This window comes from Sphingomonas sp. CCH10-B3 (genome assembly GCF_001556185.1).
GTDB lineage: Bacteria > Pseudomonadota > Alphaproteobacteria > Sphingomonadales > Sphingomonadaceae > Sphingomonas > Sphingomonas aquatica.
Genome location: NZ_LSIJ01000105.1, coordinates 14,199 through 31,186, shown reverse-complemented (window position 1 = coordinate 31,186; position 16,988 = coordinate 14,199). Strand labels below are relative to the sequence as shown.

The 16,988-nt window shown below is 62.6% G+C and carries 17 protein-coding genes; 11 read left to right on the top strand and 6 right to left on the bottom strand.

Annotation, left to right across the window (positions count from 1 at the left end):
• From AX672_RS17465 to AX672_RS18400, 6 genes are all read right to left on the bottom strand, one after another.
• Complete coding sequence (locus tag AX672_RS17465; protein WP_060977351.1) at positions 1-306, bottom strand: hypothetical protein; 306 nt, start codon at positions 304-306, stop codon at positions 1-3.
• An 85-nt stretch (positions 307-391) separates the two neighbouring features.
• Entirely contained in the window at positions 392-1,303 is a 912-nt protein-coding gene (locus AX672_RS17460) for a LysR family transcriptional regulator (protein ID WP_060977352.1), read from the bottom strand.
• Positions 1,304-1,409: 106 nt separating this feature from the next.
• Positions 1,410-2,063 carry a hypothetical protein gene (locus AX672_RS17455; RefSeq protein ID WP_060977353.1) on the bottom strand — a complete coding sequence of 218 codons (654 nt, stop codon included), beginning with the start codon at positions 2,061-2,063 and terminating at the stop codon, positions 1,410-1,412.
• A 16-nt stretch (positions 2,064-2,079) separates the two neighbouring features.
• Positions 2,080-2,742, bottom strand: coding sequence for a HupE/UreJ family protein (locus AX672_RS17450; RefSeq protein WP_223811305.1), 663 nt, complete (start codon positions 2,740-2,742; stop codon positions 2,080-2,082).
• Between the two features lie 119 nt (positions 2,743-2,861).
• Entirely contained in the window at positions 2,862-3,251 is a 390-nt protein-coding gene (locus tag AX672_RS18755; protein ID WP_124811103.1) for a hypothetical protein, read from the bottom strand.
• Positions 3,252-3,284: 33 nt separating this feature from the next.
• Positions 3,285-3,551 (bottom strand): metal-sensing transcriptional repressor, encoded by a 267-nt coding sequence (locus AX672_RS18400; protein ID WP_060977355.1) that lies wholly within the window; start codon positions 3,549-3,551, stop codon positions 3,285-3,287.
• A gap of 171 nt (positions 3,552-3,722) precedes the next feature.
• Between AX672_RS18400 and AX672_RS17445 the strand changes: the two genes are divergently transcribed.
• From AX672_RS17445 to hisD, 11 genes are all read left to right on the top strand, one after another.
• The gene (locus AX672_RS17445; RefSeq protein ID WP_435653441.1) at positions 3,723-5,087 is read left to right on the top strand and encodes an MFS transporter; all 1,365 of its coding nucleotides are present in this window, start codon (positions 3,723-3,725) and stop codon (positions 5,085-5,087) included.
• A gap of 68 nt (positions 5,088-5,155) precedes the next feature.
• Positions 5,156-5,524, top strand: a complete 369-nt coding sequence (locus AX672_RS17440) for a hypothetical protein (RefSeq protein WP_060977356.1) — start codon at positions 5,156-5,158, stop codon at positions 5,522-5,524.
• A 51-nt stretch (positions 5,525-5,575) separates the two neighbouring features.
• Positions 5,576-6,844: a TolC family protein gene (locus tag AX672_RS17435; protein ID WP_060977357.1), complete on the top strand. Its 1,269-nt coding sequence runs from the start codon at positions 5,576-5,578 to the stop codon at positions 6,842-6,844.
• On the top strand, positions 6,841-7,998 hold the full coding sequence (locus AX672_RS17430; RefSeq protein ID WP_060977358.1) for an efflux RND transporter periplasmic adaptor subunit: 1,158 nt from the start codon (positions 6,841-6,843) through the stop codon (positions 7,996-7,998). The genes AX672_RS17435 and AX672_RS17430 overlap by 4 nt, the downstream gene beginning before the upstream one ends.
• Positions 7,995-11,240, top strand: a complete 3,246-nt coding sequence (locus AX672_RS17425) for an efflux RND transporter permease subunit (RefSeq protein ID WP_060977359.1) — start codon at positions 7,995-7,997, stop codon at positions 11,238-11,240. The genes AX672_RS17430 and AX672_RS17425 overlap by 4 nt, the downstream gene beginning before the upstream one ends.
• A gap of 69 nt (positions 11,241-11,309) precedes the next feature.
• Positions 11,310-11,642, top strand: coding sequence for a DUF190 domain-containing protein (locus AX672_RS17420; RefSeq protein WP_060977360.1), 333 nt, complete (start codon positions 11,310-11,312; stop codon positions 11,640-11,642).
• A 30-nt stretch (positions 11,643-11,672) separates the two neighbouring features.
• The gene (locus AX672_RS17415; RefSeq protein ID WP_062344279.1) at positions 11,673-12,155 is read left to right on the top strand and encodes an SRPBCC family protein; all 483 of its coding nucleotides are present in this window, start codon (positions 11,673-11,675) and stop codon (positions 12,153-12,155) included.
• A gap of 152 nt (positions 12,156-12,307) precedes the next feature.
• Positions 12,308-14,185, top strand: a complete 1,878-nt coding sequence (locus AX672_RS17410; protein ID WP_060978292.1) for a heavy metal translocating P-type ATPase — start codon at positions 12,308-12,310, stop codon at positions 14,183-14,185.
• Between the two features lie 119 nt (positions 14,186-14,304).
• Positions 14,305-15,000 (top strand): VIT1/CCC1 transporter family protein, encoded by a 696-nt coding sequence (locus AX672_RS17405; RefSeq protein ID WP_060978293.1) that lies wholly within the window; start codon positions 14,305-14,307, stop codon positions 14,998-15,000.
• Positions 15,001-15,034: 34 nt separating this feature from the next.
• Positions 15,035-15,475, top strand: coding sequence for a YqaA family protein (locus tag AX672_RS17400; protein ID WP_060978294.1), 441 nt, complete (start codon positions 15,035-15,037; stop codon positions 15,473-15,475).
• A 63-nt stretch (positions 15,476-15,538) separates the two neighbouring features.
• Positions 15,539-16,855, top strand: a complete 1,317-nt coding sequence (hisD, locus tag AX672_RS17395; RefSeq protein WP_060978295.1) for a histidinol dehydrogenase — start codon at positions 15,539-15,541, stop codon at positions 16,853-16,855.
• The last annotated feature ends 133 nt before the right edge of the window (positions 16,856-16,988 follow it).

The window sequence follows — 16,988 nt, the reverse complement described above, 5'->3', positions numbered from 1 at the left end:
TCAATTGCCAAAGAACTTCTTGTGCCGCGCTCGGCCCTCCGCCTCGGTCACGGCCATCTCGGCATTGAAGCATTCGTCGCCGCGCGTCGAGCCTTCCGCGCACTGTGTCAGAACCTGCCGGGCCTCGTCGAGATGCGCCGCGAAATATTGCTTGCCGCGCGGCTCCGCGGGCGCGGCGACGGGCACAGGACTCGCGACCGCTGCTGCCGGTTCGGCCGGCGCGATCACCGGGCGCAGAACGAAACCCGCTCCGAACCCGACGATCAGCGTGACCAGCACGATGATGAGTGTCTTTCCCTGCGTCATGACGGCTCCTTTCTCCGGTTGCAAATCAGGCCGGCCGTTGGTTGCGATCCCGCCTGTTAACGTCGCATGTCACTGTCTCGCGCGGTCACGGGATGTCGAAGGACAGCGCATAGCGGTCGCGCACGAAGGCGAGGAAACGCCTCAGCGCGGGATTGGCGTTGTCCTTTCGCCAGTAGCCCGAATAGTTGATGAAGGCCGGTCCCTGCTCGCCCTGGACGGGGCGATAGATGACGTCGGGATAGCGAGCGCCCGTCGCGCCCTCGCAGACGATCGACACGCCCAGACCGCCGCCCAGCACGCTCAGGATCGCCTCGCGGCTGGCCTGATGCATCCTGATATCGGGAGGCTCGCCCGCCATCATCAGGCGGCCGAGCAGCAGGTCGCGGATTTCCGGGCCGGGATCGGCGGCAGGCAGCAGAAAGCGCTCGCGCCGCAAATCGGTCCAATGAACGGCCTCGCTTGCGGCAAGGGCATGATCTGCCGGCAACGCGGCCATGACACGCTCGTTCCACAACCCCTCACGCCGGAATCCGGCATGGCCCGCTTCGCCGACCAGGACCGCGATATCGATCTCGCCCGTATCGAGCCCCGCGAGCAGCGCGCCCCGGTCGGCTTCCACGCCGTCGATCTCGACATCGGGATTTGCCGCTCGCCAGCCCAGTATGGTGGCGCGCAGATGGCCGGCCGAGATCGCGCTGTTGTGTCCGATCATAAGTCCCCCCGCGCGGCCCTGGCCCGCCGCCCGCATCGTTGCCACCATCTTGTCCGCGTTCGCCACCATCGACCGCGCCGCGCGGATGAACTGCGCGCCGGCGAGCGTCATGCTGACGCCGCCCTGCGAGCGGTTGAAAATCCGTCCGCCGATCACCCGCTCCAGCTTCAGGATGGCCCGGCTCAACGTCGACTGCTCCACGTCCAGCACCCTGGACGCGCGATAGAAGCTGCCATGATCCGCCGCGGCGATGGCGTAGCGAAGTTGGCGAATGTCGAAAGGCATATCTATTTCTTCAATCCGACATGGTCAGTACAATCTGAATGGCCGATACCGAGTATAACTCGGTATCGGCTGTAGAATCCCAAGGAAGGCACTCTGTTTTTATGCGCTAGATTAGCCGCTTTATGTCGGCATACTGGCCTTGAGTTTCCAGAAGCACGGTCACTTCGGCATCACCCCGATTGCGCCAATACCAACCATGATTGCCGTTAAACGCAGCCGTAATTACGCCTTCGCCCCTGGAAAGGCCGCGCTTCTTTTCGTAGCTGATCGATTGTCCGCCGCCGTCACCGTGGAGGTCGACATTCACGGCTCCGCCTTGAACGGTCCAGACGAAGCTCGCCTTTTCCCCTCGTTTCATCACGAGCTTCACCTCTGCACCCTCGCCGGGTTTCAGAGTGACGCTCATCCGATCAGTCCGGCCCGGCGCAGCGTCGACTGCGGGCGGGGCGTCGGCGCTCTGCCCAGGGGCGATGGTTCTTCCTGATGCAGCGGCCTCGATGATGGCCCTGCTTCTGGCATCATTCGCGGCGGTATCAACTTTCCTGTCCGCTTCGGCCTCTTCGGCGAGTTGGCGCTTTATATCCCCCATATCAGTGAAACCGAGCGCGCGGCCGATTCCGGTAGGATCGACACCATATTCGGCCGGGAGCACGATCGTGACGAGGAGCGCGACGGCTGTCACGGCAGCGATCACGGTCGAACGGATAAGCTGGCCGGATGACGGCAGTTCGGCTTGTGAGGGTATGGGCGAGTTATACATGGTTCAAATCCTTTGATCAGGCGACGACCCAGCCGGTGAGCTGATATCCGATCAGCACGAACCCGGCGGTCATCATCACGACGTTGGCGGTGTAGGCATGACGCCAGAAGCTCGGCGTTCGGCGCCAGAAGCCCATGATGATCAGAATGGCGGCGAGCGCGAGCAACTGACCGAGTTCGACGCCGACATTGAAGGCCAGCAGGTTAGGCAGCAGGCCGTCGGGAGAAATCTCATAGTCGATGATCTTGTTCGCCAAGCCGAAGCCGTGGCAGAAACCGAATATCAGCGTTGCAGCCTTGGTGTTCGGCTGGAAGCCGAACCAGCGTTGGAACGCCCCAAGGTTGTCGAGCGCCTTATAGACGATCGAAAAGCCGATGATCGCGTCAATAATATAGCTGTTGATGCCGAAGTCGAAGAAAACGCCCAGCAGCATGGTCGTCGAATGGCCGATCGCGAACAGGCTGACATAGATCGCGATATGCTTCATCCGATAGAGGAAGAAGATGATCCCGAACAGAAATAAAATATGATCGTATCCCGTCACCATATGTTTGGCGCCGAGATACATAAACTCCAGCAGGTGAACCCCGCTGATCTCCTGGATATAGCCCTTATCGCCTTCGGCGACGGCATGGGCGAAGGCGGTGCCGGTCCAAAGAACGAGGCTCAGCCCGGTCAAGAACAATAACAATAGGAGCCGGGAGGACGCACGTCGTCCGTGCGCCGGCTCAGTAAAAGCCTGTATCATGAGAATACCTGTCTATCTATGTGAATTGCCGCGCTGGCGCGGCGTCGCGGTCACATCGAGGACAGGTACTCCGGGGGGCGGTCCATAGGGTCGCTGTTGCGGCCGCTCAATATCGGTCCGGCCTGAGGTGGCCATCCCTGTTGCACAAGAGGGAGATCGACGCCTGACTGGGCAACACCGATAGGCGTATCATGGCTATGGTCGGCCGGGTTATGCCCATGCACATGGCCACGCACGCGCTCGCCATCATCGCCGTCGTCATGGATGTGGCCGTGGGCAGCGGATTGCTGCTTTAATTCGGCATGGCGTTCTGCCTCCGCAGCGAGCGTTGCACTAGGGGCGTGGCGTGCAATAGCCTGACAAGCGGAAAGTTGCACAGCAAAGGCGAGCAGGCCCAACAGAAAGCGGCGGAATGTTTGACTTGAAAACAGTGTGGACATGGCTCCGTCGCTGTTCTTTCCCGGCTGCGTCGGTTAGAGATATTTAGAGATAGCTTGAAACTCAGCCATCGCCTTTTCGCCGTGCGCCGGATCGCCACCGATGCAGTGGCTGAGGTGATCCTGGATCAAGGTTCGCTTGGCGGTCGCGATCGCCTTTTCGACCGCCTGCAATTGCATGGCGATATCGGAGCAGGATCGTCCGTTCTCGATCATGTCCACGATGCTGCGTAAATGACCGGTAGCCCGGTTGAGGCGTTTGACGATTGCGGGATGGGTCGAGTGAGGATGGGGATGGGACATCTTCTTATCATCGTTACCTAAGGTCATGCTGTCGAGACGTAGTTTTCGGTTCACCGACCGCCAGGTAGGAATTTGATCATGATGCCACCGACCGAAAGAGCGATCGACACCAGTCCTTTATTGACCTTTTAACCGCAACGAGGATAAAGGCAAGTATCCCCCTGGGGGGATATGCCCGACTCGTTGGAAACCATGCTCGCCGTTCTTGCGAACCGAACCTACCGGCATCTGCTGCTCGCCCAGGTCATCGCCCTGGTCGGGACCGGCCTTGCGACCGTGGCGCTCGGCTTGCTGGCCTACGATCTCGCTGGCGGCAATGCGGGCGCTGTCTTGGGAACAGCTCTCGCTATCAAGATGGTCGCCTATATCGGGATTGCGCCCATCGCCGGGGCCTTTGCTGATCGCGTCCCGCGCAGGGCGCTGCTCGTTTCTCTGGACCTCGTGCGCGCGGCCGTTGCGATCTGCCTGCCCTTCGTGAGCGAGATTTGGCAAATCTATGTCCTGATCTTCGTGCTCCAGGCTGCCTCGGCGGCATTTACGCCGACCTTCCAGGCGACCATTCCCGACGTCCTGCCCGATGAGCGCGACTATACCCGCGCGCTCTCGCTGTCGCGCCTCGCCTATGACATGGAGAATATCACCAGCCCGATGCTGGCGGCCGCCTTGTTGACCGTGATCAATTTCCATTGGCTGTTTTCCGGCACGGCGATCGGTTTCATCGGTTCGGCGCTGCTAGTCGTTTCGGTCATTCTGCCGCGCGCCGAGCGGTCAGCAGATCGGCAGGAAAGCCTCTATGCCAAGACCACGCGCGGGATGCGTATCTACCTCCAGACGCCGCGCTTGCTCGGTCTGCTGGCGATTACCTTGTCCGCCGCCGCCGCCAGCTCTATGGTAATCGTCAACACCGTGGTCATCGTCCAGAGCTTACTCGGGATGGCCCAACGCGACGTGGCGCTGACTCTGGCAGCTTATGGTCTGGGTTCGATCGCCGCAGCCCTGCTTCTGCCCCGATTGCTCGACAGGATCGATGATCGAAGGGTTATGGTCGGTGCAGCTGTCGCCCTGTCTGTGGGCCTCGGCGCAATGACCTGGATCAGTATCGCCGTTCCGGTCGGTCCTTCGTACTGGCACATGTTGCTCGCTGGTTGGGTCGTGCTGGGGATCGCATATTCGATGAGCGTCACGCCTTCGGGGCGGTTGCTCAAACGATCGGCCAATGCAGAAGACAGGCCGGCGCTGTTTGCCGCACAGTTTGCTCTCAGCCACATATGCTGGCTGATATGCTATCCGCTGGTTGGTCAACTCGGCGCCAATATCTCCATGACCGCTGCGTTCGGTGCGATGGCGATTTTTGCAAGTGCGGGCACGATTTTTGCCTTGCTATTTTGGCCGTCTGACGACCCCGATGTCGTGCCGCACGAGCATGACGATCTACCGAAGGATCATGAGCATATTCGTCTATATCATACGGGCGACGGTGCCGCACACGCCTATATGATCGACGATCTCCACCCGCATTGGGCGAGGCGGGCATGAGGGCCGTTCGCTGTCTTGCGGGAAGGTCGGGATTGCCGATTTGCGCATTTGCCGATAGTAAAAAGAAGATGCGCCTCGGCCAACGCCATGTCCTTCATGCAAAAGCCGCCAATCGATACCTCATCGTTGGCGCGCTGTTGGCCATGCTAGCGATGCTCAACGTGCTCGGCTTGAATGCTTGGCACAGTTCGATGGCCGGCCATGATGAGACGAGGATCGAAAGCGCTCTTGTCCAGCATGATGACGATAGTCCGTCCATGCCGGAAGTCGATCTTCATAAGGCGACCCACACGGTCATTCATGGGTTGGCGGACATCGTGCCTAGCACTGGCATGACTGCTACTTTCTTCGCCGTTTCAGGCGACTGGTTCGTTTCCAAAGACTTCGTCATCAGCGGTCTTTTACCGGAAGCCCTTCTGCGTCCCCCACGAGGCTGATGCCCGCGCGCCGACCGGCGTTCCGCAAGCATAACCTCAAGGAAAATCCAAATGACCGATTATATCGGCCAACGGCGCGTTCGCGTGGCGCTGTTTGGCCTGTTCACGGCGGCCGGCGGCCTGATGTGCACAAGTGTAAACGCGCAAACCGCCCCGCCTTTCGCAGAACTCTTTCGCGAGACACAGGAAGCGCCGCGTCAGGTGATCCTGGAAGCAGATGTCGAACGCGCCGAGGGCCTGGCCCGGCAAGCACGGGCACGGCCCAATCCCAGCATTGGGGTGATGACCGAGAACATCGCCGGTCAACAGCCCTATAGAGGTTTCGACCGGGCCGAGAGCACACTGCAACTCAACCAGGTCATCGAGCTGGGCGGCAAACGCTCCGCGCGCATTGCGGCTGGCGAAGCGGGAGTCGTAGCCGCTCGCGCCAGGAGCAGGGATGGTCGCCTGGCCTATGCCTATGATCTTGCCCGCGCTTACGGCGCGGCGGAGATCGCTGATCGACGAATCACTCTGGCGGAAGATGAAGTCGAGGAGGCCGAGACTGACCTGCGTGCTGCACGCGCGCTCGTTGGGGCTGGAAAGGAAGCGCGGCTGCGCAGCCTTCAGGCCGAGACCGAGGTCAATTCTTTACGGGCATCCGTGGACACGGCGAAGGCCGAGCGGGTCGGCGCCTATGCGCGCCTTTCCGCGCTTGCTGGTCAGACGACACCGTTCACTACCTTGTCCGAACCTCTCCTGGGAAGGTTCGAGGCGCGGTCCGGCTATGGTCCCGTGGACCCGATGCAGACCGCACCTTACCTCGCCGCCAAGGCTGAGCGAGAGGCGGCAGCGCATCGTGTGATCGTGGCACGGCGTCAAGCAGTGCCGGACGTGACGGCGTCAGTCGGCGTCCGTCGTTTGGAAGTCGACAAGGCCAATGCGATCATCGCGGGGATAACTGTCCCCTTTCCGCTGTTCGATCGCAATCGCGGGAACATTGCCGCCGCCCAGGCGGAGCTACGCGGCGCGGAAGCGCGGGCAAATGCTACCTTGCTAGAATTGGAAGCAGAAATCAGCGCCGCTGTCGCCCTCAACGAAGCGGCGGACGCGCGTGTCGCAGCGGCCGAACAGACGCTGCGAACGGCAGACGAGACCTACCGGCTTGCTCGCATCGCCTACGAGTCCGGCAAGTCGCCCCTGATCGAACTCATCGCGGCAAGGCACGGGCTGGGACTTGCGCGCGGGGTCGTTCTCGACGCTGCCGCTGCCCGCCTCGATGCCCGCGCCAATCTCGCCCGTCTCCAGGGCCTCACCATCACCGGAGAACCGGTCCAATGAACGACAAGAACCGCCTCTATGCCGGTGCCGCCCTTGGGCTGGTCGCCGCCGCCGCGCTCGGCTTCGGTGCCGCGCGCCTCACGCAGCCTTCCGCCTCTGCTCCGGCAGCAGAAACGGAGTCGCAAGCTTCGGCTGCACCAACCGATACGATAGCCATATCGCAGCAGGGCATCGCCGCGTCACAGATCGGCATTGCTCCCGCCGCGTCCGGTGAACTGGACGCGGCGATCCCGGCCGCCGCCACGGTTGAAGCTACGCCGGATGCCGAGGCGGTGTTGACCGCAAGAGCGCCCGGCACCGTGACCCGAATCTTCAAGCGGATCGGCGATCCCGTCGGGCAAGGTGAAACCCTCGCTCTCGTTGAGAGCCGGGATGCTTCGACGATCGCCGCCGATCAGGCGGCGGCGGCGGCGCGCGTCACGCTCGCCAACCGCCAGCTCGCGCGTGAGCGGGGCTTGCTGGCGCAAGGTGTGAGTCCGAGAGCTGACTATGAAGCCGCCGAAGCGAATCTCGCCGTCGCACAGGCCGATGCCCGCCGGGCGAGCGCGGCTGCGGGCGCAGCAAGGGTGTCGAGAGACGGCCGCTCGGTCGCGGTGGTGAGCCCGGTCAGTGGCCGCATCACGTCGGCTCCCGCCAATCTCGGCCAGTTCGTCGCTGCGGAAACCGAACTGTTCCGCGTTGCCGATCCGCGCCGTCTGCAAATCACGGCCAGCATTCCTCCGGCAGACGCCGGGCGCGTGCGCACAGGCGATCGCGTCGAACTCACCGTCAGCGACGGCCGCACCATCGAGGGCCGCGTCCGGTCCGCGACCGGCGTGATCGATCCGCAGAGCCGGGCAGCGACCGTCGTCATCGAGCCGAAGGGTGACGCGGGCTTGCTCGCTCCGGGGCAGCTCGTCCAGGCGCGCATTTTTGCGAGCGGCGGTGCCGTCAAAGATGGCGTTATGGTGCCGCAGGATGCCGTGCAGACGATCGGGGATCGCACCGTCGTCTTCGTTCGGACCCGTGACGGCTTCAAGGCGCAGACGGTCCAGGCCGGCAGCCGCAGCGGCGGGCTCGTTGCCATCGTCTCCGGCCTCAAGGCCGGGACGCCGATCGCCACCACCAACGCTTTCCTGCTGAAAGCCGAACTCGAAAAGGAGTCGGCGGAATGATCGCGCGTATCCTCAGCCTCTCGGTGAGGGGGCGATGGTTCGTCGCCTTCCTCGTCCTCATCATCGTCGGCATCGGCGCATGGCAAATCACCAAACTGCCGATCGACGCCGTGCCCGACGTCACCAACCGTCAGGTGCAGATCAACACCTTCAATCCGACGCTTGGTCCCGTCGACATGGAAAAGCAGGTCACGTTTCCGGTCGAAACCGCGTTGGCCGGTATTCCCGGCCTCACCCTGACCCGATCACTGACGCGCAACGGATTCAGCCAGGTGACGGCGGTATTCACCGACGACACCAACATCTATTTCGCGCGGCAGCAAGTGACCGAACGGCTCGCCCAGGCAAGGGATAGCCTGCCTGCCGGCGTCCAGCCCAATCTGGCGCCGCTCAGCACCGGCCTCGGGGAGATTTTCTTCTACTCGGTCGCCTTCCGCCATCCCGACGGGAAGGGCGTGAAGATCGAGAACGGAAAGCCCGGCTGGCAGTCGGACGGCAGCTATCTCACGCCCGAAGGCGAGAAGCTGACGACCGAACTCGCCAAGGCGGCTTATCTGCGGACGGTGCAGGACTGGATCATTCGCCCGCAGATGCGGACGGTGCAGGGCGTGGCCGGCGTCGATTCCAACGGCGGCTATGTGAAGCAGTATCTCGTCCAACCCAACCTCAATGCGCTGGCTTCCTATGGTCTCTCGATCACGGAGCTGGCAGACTCGCTGGAGCGGGCCAACCTCTCTGCCGGTTCCAATTACATTCGGCGGGCCGGTGAAAGTTTCCTTGTCCGCGCCGACGCACGCCTCAAGTCGATCCAGGACATTGAGGAGGCGGTCGTAGCCACGCGCGCCGGCGTGCCGGTGCGTGTGAAGGATGTCGGTCACGTCGAGATCGGTGGCGCGGTCCGCACCGGCTCGGGCAGCCGCATGGGATCGGAGGCGGTCATTTCGACCGTGCTGATGCTGACCGGCAGCAACAGCCGGATCGTTGCCACCAGCGCGGCAGACAAGCTCACGGAAATCAACCGGGCACTTCCACCCGACGTCTTCGCGGAGCCCGTTTACAATCGTTCCAAGCTCGTCAACGCCACCATCGCCACTGTCGAGAAGAATCTCGTCGAAGGCGCTTTGCTCGTCATCGTCGTCCTGTTCCTGCTGCTGGGCAATATCCGTGCAGCGCTCATCACCGCGGCAGTGATCCCGATCACCATGCTCATGACCGCTACCGGCATGAACAGGCTCGGCGTGTCGGGAAACCTCATGAGTCTCGGCGCGCTCGACTTCGGCTTGATCGTCGACGGCGCGGTCATCATCGTGGAGAACGCGCTCAGACGCCTTGCGGAGCGGCAGGAGCATGAAGGACGGCTTCTTACCCGATCCGAACGCATGGAGGAAACCACACTCGCCGCACAGGAGATGATCCGGCCGACCGTCTATGGCCAGCTCATCATCTTCCTGGTCTTCGTGCCGCTGCTCACCTTCCAGGGCGTCGAGGGTAAGACCTTCGCGCCGATGGCGATCACCCTGATGGTGGCGCTCGCGTCCGCCTTCGTGCTGTCGCTGACCTTCGTGCCCGCCATGATCGCGCTCGTGATCACCGGCAAGGTCAGCGAGACGGAGGTGAAGCCGATCCGCTGGTTCAAGGAGAAATACGCGCCACTCCTGACCAAAGCGGTGGCGCATCCACTGCCGTTTGTCGCCAGTGGCGCGGGCGTGTTCGTGGCGGCGATATTCGCCTTCGGCCTGCTCGGCGAGGAGTTCATGCCGCAGCTCGACGAGAAGGACATCACCGTTACCAACTTCCGCGTGCCCTCGGCCTCAATCGACCAGTCGACGCAGATGCAGCTTCAGATAGAAAATGCGCTGAAATCGCTACCGGAGGTGGCATTGGTCTTTTCCAAGAACGGCAACGCCGACCTTGGCACCGACCCGATGCCGCCCAACGCCTCGGACACCTATGTCATCCCCAAGCCCGAGGATGAGTGGCCGGCCGAGGTCAAGTCGAAGGAGGACATCCTTAAGCGAATCGAGGAACGGATGAAGCCGCTGATCGGCAATCGCACCGAGATTCAGCAGCCCATTCAGATGCGCTTCAACGAACTCATCGCCGGCGTGCGCGCGGATGTCGCGGTCAAGCTCTATGGCGACGACCTCGGCGCGATGAGTGCCCAGGCCAACCGGATCGCCGGTATCCTTCGCTCGATACCGGGCGCCGGTGACGTCAGCGCAGAGCAAACATCGGGTGCGCCGACCTTCGACGTTAAGATCGATCGGCAGGCTGCGGCGCGTTACGGCCTGTCGGTCGAGGAGGTGGCGAACACCGTCGCCGCCGCGCTCGGCGGGCGCGAGGCCGGGCTGCTGTTCGAGGGCGATCGGCGCTTCTCAGTGGTGGTGCGACTGCCGGACGCGCAGCGCGACGATCTGGAAACGCTTGGCGCGATTCCGGTCATGCTGCCCGCAGGACCGGGCGAGGTCGCGCGCTCGATCGCGCTGCGCGAGGTGGCACGGTTCAGCTACACACAAGGGTTGAACCAGATCAGCCGTGAGAACGGCAAGCGCATGGTCGTCGTGCAGGTCAATGTGCGCGGTCGCGATCTCGGGGGCTTCGTCACCGAAGCCCAGGAGAAGATCGGCCAGCTCAATCTGCCCGCTGGCATGTATACCGATTGGGGCGGCACGTTTGAAAGCCTCCAGTCGGCACGTTTGCGCCTGCTGATTGTGGTTCCGATCTGCTTCCTCGCCATTTACGCACTGCTTTACATGGCGCTCGGCGGCTTCGTGCCGGCGGCGATCGTGTTCTCGGCAGTGCCGATGGCGCTGGCGGGTGGGGTGTTTGCGCTGCTGTTGCGTGGCATACCCTTCTCGATCACGGCGGCGGTTGGGTTCATCGCCCTGTCGGGCGTCGCCGTGCTCAACGGCCTCGTCATGATGAGCGCGATCCGAAAGCGGCGTGACGATGGCGTCGATGAGGATGAAGCGATCATCGGCGGCGCGATGGAACGTGTCCGGCCAGTGCTGATGACCGCATTGGTCGCCAGCCTCGGCTTCGTGCCGATGGCGCTCGCCACGGGCACCGGCGCCGAGGTGCAGCGTCCGCTCGCGACAGTCGTGATCGGGGGCCTCATCACCTGCACGGCGCTCACCCTGCTGGTCCTGCCGGCGATCACTGCGCTCATGTCCCGCTACATGGCCGGGCGCGGGCAAAGGGATGAGCGCGCAGAGCCGCATGAGCCCTTGCCGGCCAACTAGCAAGAGGGGCCGGCGGCGAACCGCAAACGTCGTCGGCCCCTCGACACGAAACGAAGAGAGGACAGCGTTATGACAGCCAAATCCTATTCCTTGCTCCGTATCTTCACCGATGAACTGGCGATGAGCGGCGACCGTCCCGTGTTCGAGGTGATTCTGGAGAAGGCGAAAGCGCATAAACTGCTTGGAGTGACGGTCCTGAACGGGCGTGTCGGCTTCGGGCATTCCAAACTGATTCATGCCTCTGGCTTCCTCGATCGCAATGATCCCCTGGTCGTTGAAATCGTCGACGAAGACGAGCGCCTTCGGACGTTCGTGACGGAGATCAACACCATACGTAGCATCGGGCTCATCACGATCGCGCCGGTCGAGACATTGCTCGGCGCGCGCGACGATCAAGCCTGAAAAGGCCGTCGAGACGTCGGGAGCTGAGCCATGTTCACCGTCGAGAATGAAACCGTCATCCACACGTCGCTTCCGCGGGTTTGGACCGCCATCACGAGGTTTGACGATTACCCTCGCTGGCATCCTTTCGTCAGAATAACCGGTTCGCTGACGTCGGATACAAAGGTCGATTATTCGTTCCGCATGAAGACAGGCAATGCGCCTTTCCGAACCGTCGATGCCCGCATTGTAACGGTAGATGAGCAGCGGTGCTTTGCCCTGCGCTTCGGTCTGGGAAAGCTTTTCGCACTGGAGGAAAGCTACCTGCTCTCTGCAATCCCCCCAGGCGCGCGCGTGGTCCACAGTTTCCGCTGCACGGGGCTTTTATCCTTGCTGCCGCTCAAAGGTGCGAAGCGACTTTTCGGTTCGTTGCTCAGGGCCGAGGACCGCTTGCTCGCGCGGCATCTTGCGCTCCGCAGGCCGTCAACTGCACCCAGGCGTCGCGCCAGGAAGGGCTTTCGCTCCGGTGCTTAAAATCGAGATTGGTTCGGGCCTGCCCCTTGAGGTCTGAACCACGCCGCGGGCGCTCGCCCCCGCGCTCGCGGCGAAATGTCCCCTCAGGGTGCGGGAAACGGGAGCCTCTATCGGGCGAACGGAAAAATGAAGCGACAGGAGGCAGCGTTACGATGAGTGAGGCAGTTGAACCCCGGGAAGACGGTGCGACCTGGCGCGACCTGATGACACGGGAACGCTGGATCGAAATTGGCCGGATACTGCTTACCGGCACGGTGGCGCTGCTGTATTGGCAACAGCTTGTGCCGATCCAGGTGCTTTGGGCTGCGGTCGTCATCGGCCTCTATCCGCTGGTCAGGACAGGGCTCGCCGACCTCATAACTGAACGTAAGATCGGCACCGAGATCTTCGTGACGATCGCGACCATTGTCGCGATATTCGGCGGCGAAACTGTGGCCGGCGCCGTCCTAATGGTCATCATTCTCATTGCGGAGTTCATTGCCGACCTCAATACCGATCGCGCTCGCGCCTCGATCAAGGCGCTGATCGGGTCCGTGCCCCAAACCGCGATCGTGCGGGATAACGGGTCGGAGCGCACGGTGCCGATCGCGGCGCTCAAGGCGGGCAACATCGTCCTCGCGCGAACCGGCGAGAAAATCCCGGTCGATGGCGTGGTCGTCGGCGGGCGAGCCTCGGTCAACCAGGCACCGATCACCGGTGAAAGCGTCCCCCAGGACAAGACGGAGGGTGCAGAGGTGTTCGCCGGCACCATCGTTGAAGCCGGCGCGCTCGACATCCGAACCGAAAAGGTCGGCGGCGATACGATCTTCTCCCGCATCATCGCGCTGGTCGAAAATGCCGAAGCCGAGGCTGCCCCCGTGCAGAAGCTGGCCGACAAGGTCGCGGGATGGCTGATCCCGGTCGTGTTCGTCTTCCTGATCGTCGTTTTTCTGGTGACGCGCGACGTCTCCAAGATCGTGACCTTGTTGATCTTCACCTCGCCGGCAGAGCTTGGCCTGGCGACGCCGATCGTCATGATCGCCGCGATTGCCAGGGCTGCTCGCAGCGGCATTCTCATCAAGGGCGGGCTCTATCTTGAGCAACTCGCCAAGGCAGACGCGATCGCCTTTGACAAGACCGGCACGCTGACCGCCAACAAGCCGTTAGTGGTCGACGTCAAGGTGACCAATCCAGATTTTTCGGAAACGACACTGCTGCGGATCGCGGCCGCCGCCGATCGCCGCTCAGCCCACCCTTTGGCCAAGGCGGTGGTCGAGGCGGCCGCCGAGGACGGAATCACAGTGCCGGAACCGGAAAACTACGAGCAGGTTCAGGGTCGAGGCGTTAGGGCGACCGTGGAAGGCAGAACCGTTCTCGTAGGTAATCCGGCTTTACTTCGCGAGAACGGCGTGTCCATCGCCTATGCTGTCGAAGATCGGGATCGCACGCCCGTCCACGTCGCGGTTGACGGCCGGTTTTGCGGGATCATCTTCATCGCCGATACGCTGCGCCCAGGGGCGCGAGAAGCCATCGCCGCTTTGAAGGAAAATGGCGTCAGACATATCGTCATGCTGACCGGCGACAATCAGACGACTGCTAACGCGATTGCGAGAGACTTGGGTGTCGATGAGGTCAAGGCCGACCTGATGCCCGAAGACAAAGTCGCCATGATCGCCGACTTGCAGAAGCGCGGCTATAAGGTTGCGATGGTGGGTGACGGCGTCAACGACGCGCCGGCACTCGCGCGTGCCGACATTGGCATCGCCATGGGCGGCGGCGGCACGCAGGCGGCGTTGGAAGCCGCTGACATCGCACTGATGACCGACGACCTCGGCAAGATTGTTGGCGCGCGCACTATCGCGCGTCGCGCCTATCGGACCGTCCAGGAAAATCTCTGGGTCGGTGTCGGAGTGGTCCATGTGCTTGGCATCACCGCCGCGCTCATGGGCTGGATTGGACCAATCCAGGCGGCGTTCATCCATCTGGGACCAGACGTTCTCGTGTTCCTTAATTCGGTCAAGCTTCTGCGCGTCAGGATTGCGGAAGCATGATGGAGGGGTCTCGGCGTTGGCCACCGAGTGCTGAGTCCTTCGGGCATAAGTGCGGAAACAGTCCGCGCCATGGGCGTCTCACTGGATGCCCATCGCGAACGAGGCAGGGAGACTGAGGCATGCGACATCCGAGCGAACGGCATCTGGTGCAGCGGGTCGGCTGGCTGCGAGCGGCAGTGCTCGGCGCTAATGACGGCATCATTTCAACCTCCAGCCTGGTGGTCGGCATCGCTTCGGCCCAGACGAGTTCGTCGACGGTAATGCTGACCGGCGTCGCAGCGCTTATCGCCGGCGCAATCTCGATGGCGGCGGGTGAGTATGTCTCGGTGAGCAGTCAGGCCGATGTCGAAGGCTCCGACCGGCTGCGCGAAACGCGCGAACATGCATCAGACCCCGAGGAGGAACGCCGCGAACTGGCCGCTGTCTATGAAGCGCGCGGGCTTGCACCCGACCTCGCCGTCCAGGTCGCCGAGCAGTTGATGCGCAGCGATCCGGTCGGCGCGCACATGCGTGACGAGCTTGGCATCACGTCCGAATTGGCGGCACGGCCGATCCAGGCGGCACTGGCGTCGGCGGCAACCTTCTGCGCAGGTGCGATCATACCGGTGTTAATGGTCGGCGTGGTCCCGCGCGCCTCGCTGGTCATCGCAATCACGATCGCGACGCTCGTCCTCCTCGCCATTCTCGGCGCGATCGGCGCAAGGGCAGGCGGCGCGTCGATGTGGCGTGGCGCGGTGCGGGTGACCTTCTGGGGCGCGATCGCGCTGGCAGCCACGGCGGGCATCGGCCACCTGTTCGGCACGACTGTGCAGTGAAGGATGCGAACCGCTATGCCTTCTGTCGATCGCGATGATCGCTATAGCGGCGCCCTATGCCGGGTTGTTCGTGACAGCGTTCGTCGCCGCGACCCTGCTGCCTGCACAGTCCGAAATCCTGCTCTCGGCGATGGCGATCAGTGGGCGATACGATCTGCTCCTGCTGCTGTTAAGTGCGACGGCAGGAAACACGCTCGGTTCGCTTTTCAATTGGCTGCTCGGACGCGGTTTCGAACGGCTGCGCGACCGGCGCTGGTTTCCGTTCAAGGCCGCCACGGTCGAGAAGGCCGTTTGCTGGTATGCCCGGTGGGGCAAATGGTCTCTCCTGCTTTCCTGGGCGCCGATTGTAGGAGATCCGCTAACCTTTGCGGCCGGATTGCTACGCACGCCTTTACGGGTCTTCCTGCCGCTGGTGTTGCTGGCCAAAGGCGGGCGCTATGCCGTGCTGCTGATCGCGGTCGAGGCTGTGCGGTAATCTGCGAAAGCTGCTGCGTGTCGCCTCACCAAATTCAGCGCCCAACAAGTGGAAGTGTGAAGCATGGTTCGAAGATTTTTTGCGGACGCCCCTGATTTCAAATTGGATTTTGACGCACTGGTGGAAGCGCGGCGCGAAGCCGACGAGGATGTCTCGGTGGTCGTGCGCGAGGTGATCGCGGCTGTTCGCCGGGACGGCGACGATGCGTTGCGCGCCTATACTTGGAAGTGGGATCGGCACGACCTCGACCAGACCGGATGGACGATCGGCCGCGACGTTTGCGAGAGGGTGTTCCGCGACCTCGACCCTGACTTGCGTATGGCCCTGGAACTTGCCGCGCGGCGGATTGCCACCTACCATGAAAGGCAGTTGCCCACGGACAGCGACTATGTGGACGGTGCTGGCGTCCGGCTCGGCGCGCGATGGCGGGCAGTGGAAAGCGCCGGTATCTATGTGCCGGGGGGCCGAGCCACTTATCCCTCATCGGTGCTGATGAACGCGATTCCTGCCGCCGTTGCGGGCGTAAGTCGCGTGGTGATGGCGACCCCGATGCCCGATGGCATCGCCAACCCGCTGGTGCTGGCGGCGGCCTACCTCGCCGGCATTGACGAGGTGCGTCCGATTGGCGGTGCACAAGCGGTCGCCGCGCTGGCTTACGGCACTGGGTCGATCCCACGCGTCGATGTCATCACCGGTCCGGGCAATGCCTGGGTCGCCGAAGCCAAGCGGCAGGTTTACGGTGTCGTGGGAATCGACATGGTCGCGGGTCCATCCGAGATTGTCGTCCTGGCGGATGGAGCGAACGATGCGGATTGCATCGCCGCCGACCTTCTCAGTCAGGCCGAACATGATCCGACGAGCCAGTCGATCCTCATCACCAACGATCGGGCCTTCGCCGACCACGTCGCTGCGGCGGTCGAAGTGCAACTCGGCACCCTCGCCACTTCGGCGGTGGCGCGTTCCTCGTGGGAAGCGCATGGCGCGATCATTGTCGTCCCTGCTCTCGACGATGCCATACCACTCATCGATGCGCTTGCGCCCGAACATCTCCAGATCGCCACCCCTCGACCTCGCCATCTTTTTGACCGTGTCGCACATGCTGGCTCGGTCTTTCTCGGCCAGCATACGCCGGAAGCTATCGGCGACTATATCGCTGGCCCCAATCACGTCCTGCCAACAGGGCGCCGGGCGCGGTTCGCCTCAGGACTATCGGTGCTTGATTTCATGAAGCGCACCAGCGTTATCGAGCTGGACGAACGGGCTTTACGAGAACTCGGTCGTGCAGCCGTGACCCTTGCCGAGGCTGAAGGACTGCCCGCCCATGCTGCATCTGTGGGTCGCCGTCTTGAATGGAATAGCCGTTCTTACAATCGGAGTTAAGGTGCACGAACATGCGCTCTTCCCATTTGACGATGCAATATTGATGAACGCAAGTCCCTTTTGTTGCGAATGCGAATTGTTTGCGCTACGTGGGTGATGTTGAATTGGACCTTGGGCTTCTTAGAAGCAATCG

Bases quoted from the DNA above. Each gene is read 5' to 3' on its own strand.
- AX672_RS17465 (WP_060977351.1), bottom strand. From the start codon at position 306: ATGACGCAGGGAAAGACACTCATCATCGTGCTGGTCACGCTGATCGTC.
- AX672_RS17460 (WP_060977352.1), bottom strand. From the start codon at position 1,303: ATGCCTTTCGACATTCGCCAACTTCGCTACGCCATCGCCGCGGCGGAT.
- AX672_RS17455 (WP_060977353.1), bottom strand. From the start codon at position 2,063: ATGTATAACTCGCCCATACCCTCACAAGCCGAACTGCCGTCATCCGGC.
- AX672_RS18755 (WP_124811103.1), bottom strand. From the start codon at position 3,251: ATGTCCACACTGTTTTCAAGTCAAACATTCCGCCGCTTTCTGTTGGGC.
- AX672_RS18400 (WP_060977355.1), bottom strand. From the start codon at position 3,551: ATGTCCCATCCCCATCCTCACTCGACCCATCCCGCAATCGTCAAACGC.
- AX672_RS17445 (WP_435653441.1), top strand. From the start codon at position 3,723: ATGCCCGACTCGTTGGAAACCATGCTCGCCGTTCTTGCGAACCGAACC.
- AX672_RS17440 (WP_060977356.1), top strand. From the start codon at position 5,156: ATGCGCCTCGGCCAACGCCATGTCCTTCATGCAAAAGCCGCCAATCGA.
- AX672_RS17435 (WP_060977357.1), top strand. From the start codon at position 5,576: ATGACCGATTATATCGGCCAACGGCGCGTTCGCGTGGCGCTGTTTGGC.
- AX672_RS17430 (WP_060977358.1), top strand. From the start codon at position 6,841: ATGAACGACAAGAACCGCCTCTATGCCGGTGCCGCCCTTGGGCTGGTC.
- AX672_RS17425 (WP_060977359.1), top strand. From the start codon at position 7,995: ATGATCGCGCGTATCCTCAGCCTCTCGGTGAGGGGGCGATGGTTCGTC.
- AX672_RS17420 (WP_060977360.1), top strand. From the start codon at position 11,310: ATGACAGCCAAATCCTATTCCTTGCTCCGTATCTTCACCGATGAACTG.
- AX672_RS17415 (WP_062344279.1), top strand. From the start codon at position 11,673: ATGTTCACCGTCGAGAATGAAACCGTCATCCACACGTCGCTTCCGCGG.
- AX672_RS17410 (WP_060978292.1), top strand. From the start codon at position 12,308: ATGAGTGAGGCAGTTGAACCCCGGGAAGACGGTGCGACCTGGCGCGAC.
- AX672_RS17405 (WP_060978293.1), top strand. From the start codon at position 14,305: ATGCGACATCCGAGCGAACGGCATCTGGTGCAGCGGGTCGGCTGGCTG.
- AX672_RS17400 (WP_060978294.1), top strand. From the start codon at position 15,035: ATGATCGCTATAGCGGCGCCCTATGCCGGGTTGTTCGTGACAGCGTTC.
- hisD (WP_060978295.1), top strand. From the start codon at position 15,539: ATGGTTCGAAGATTTTTTGCGGACGCCCCTGATTTCAAATTGGATTTT.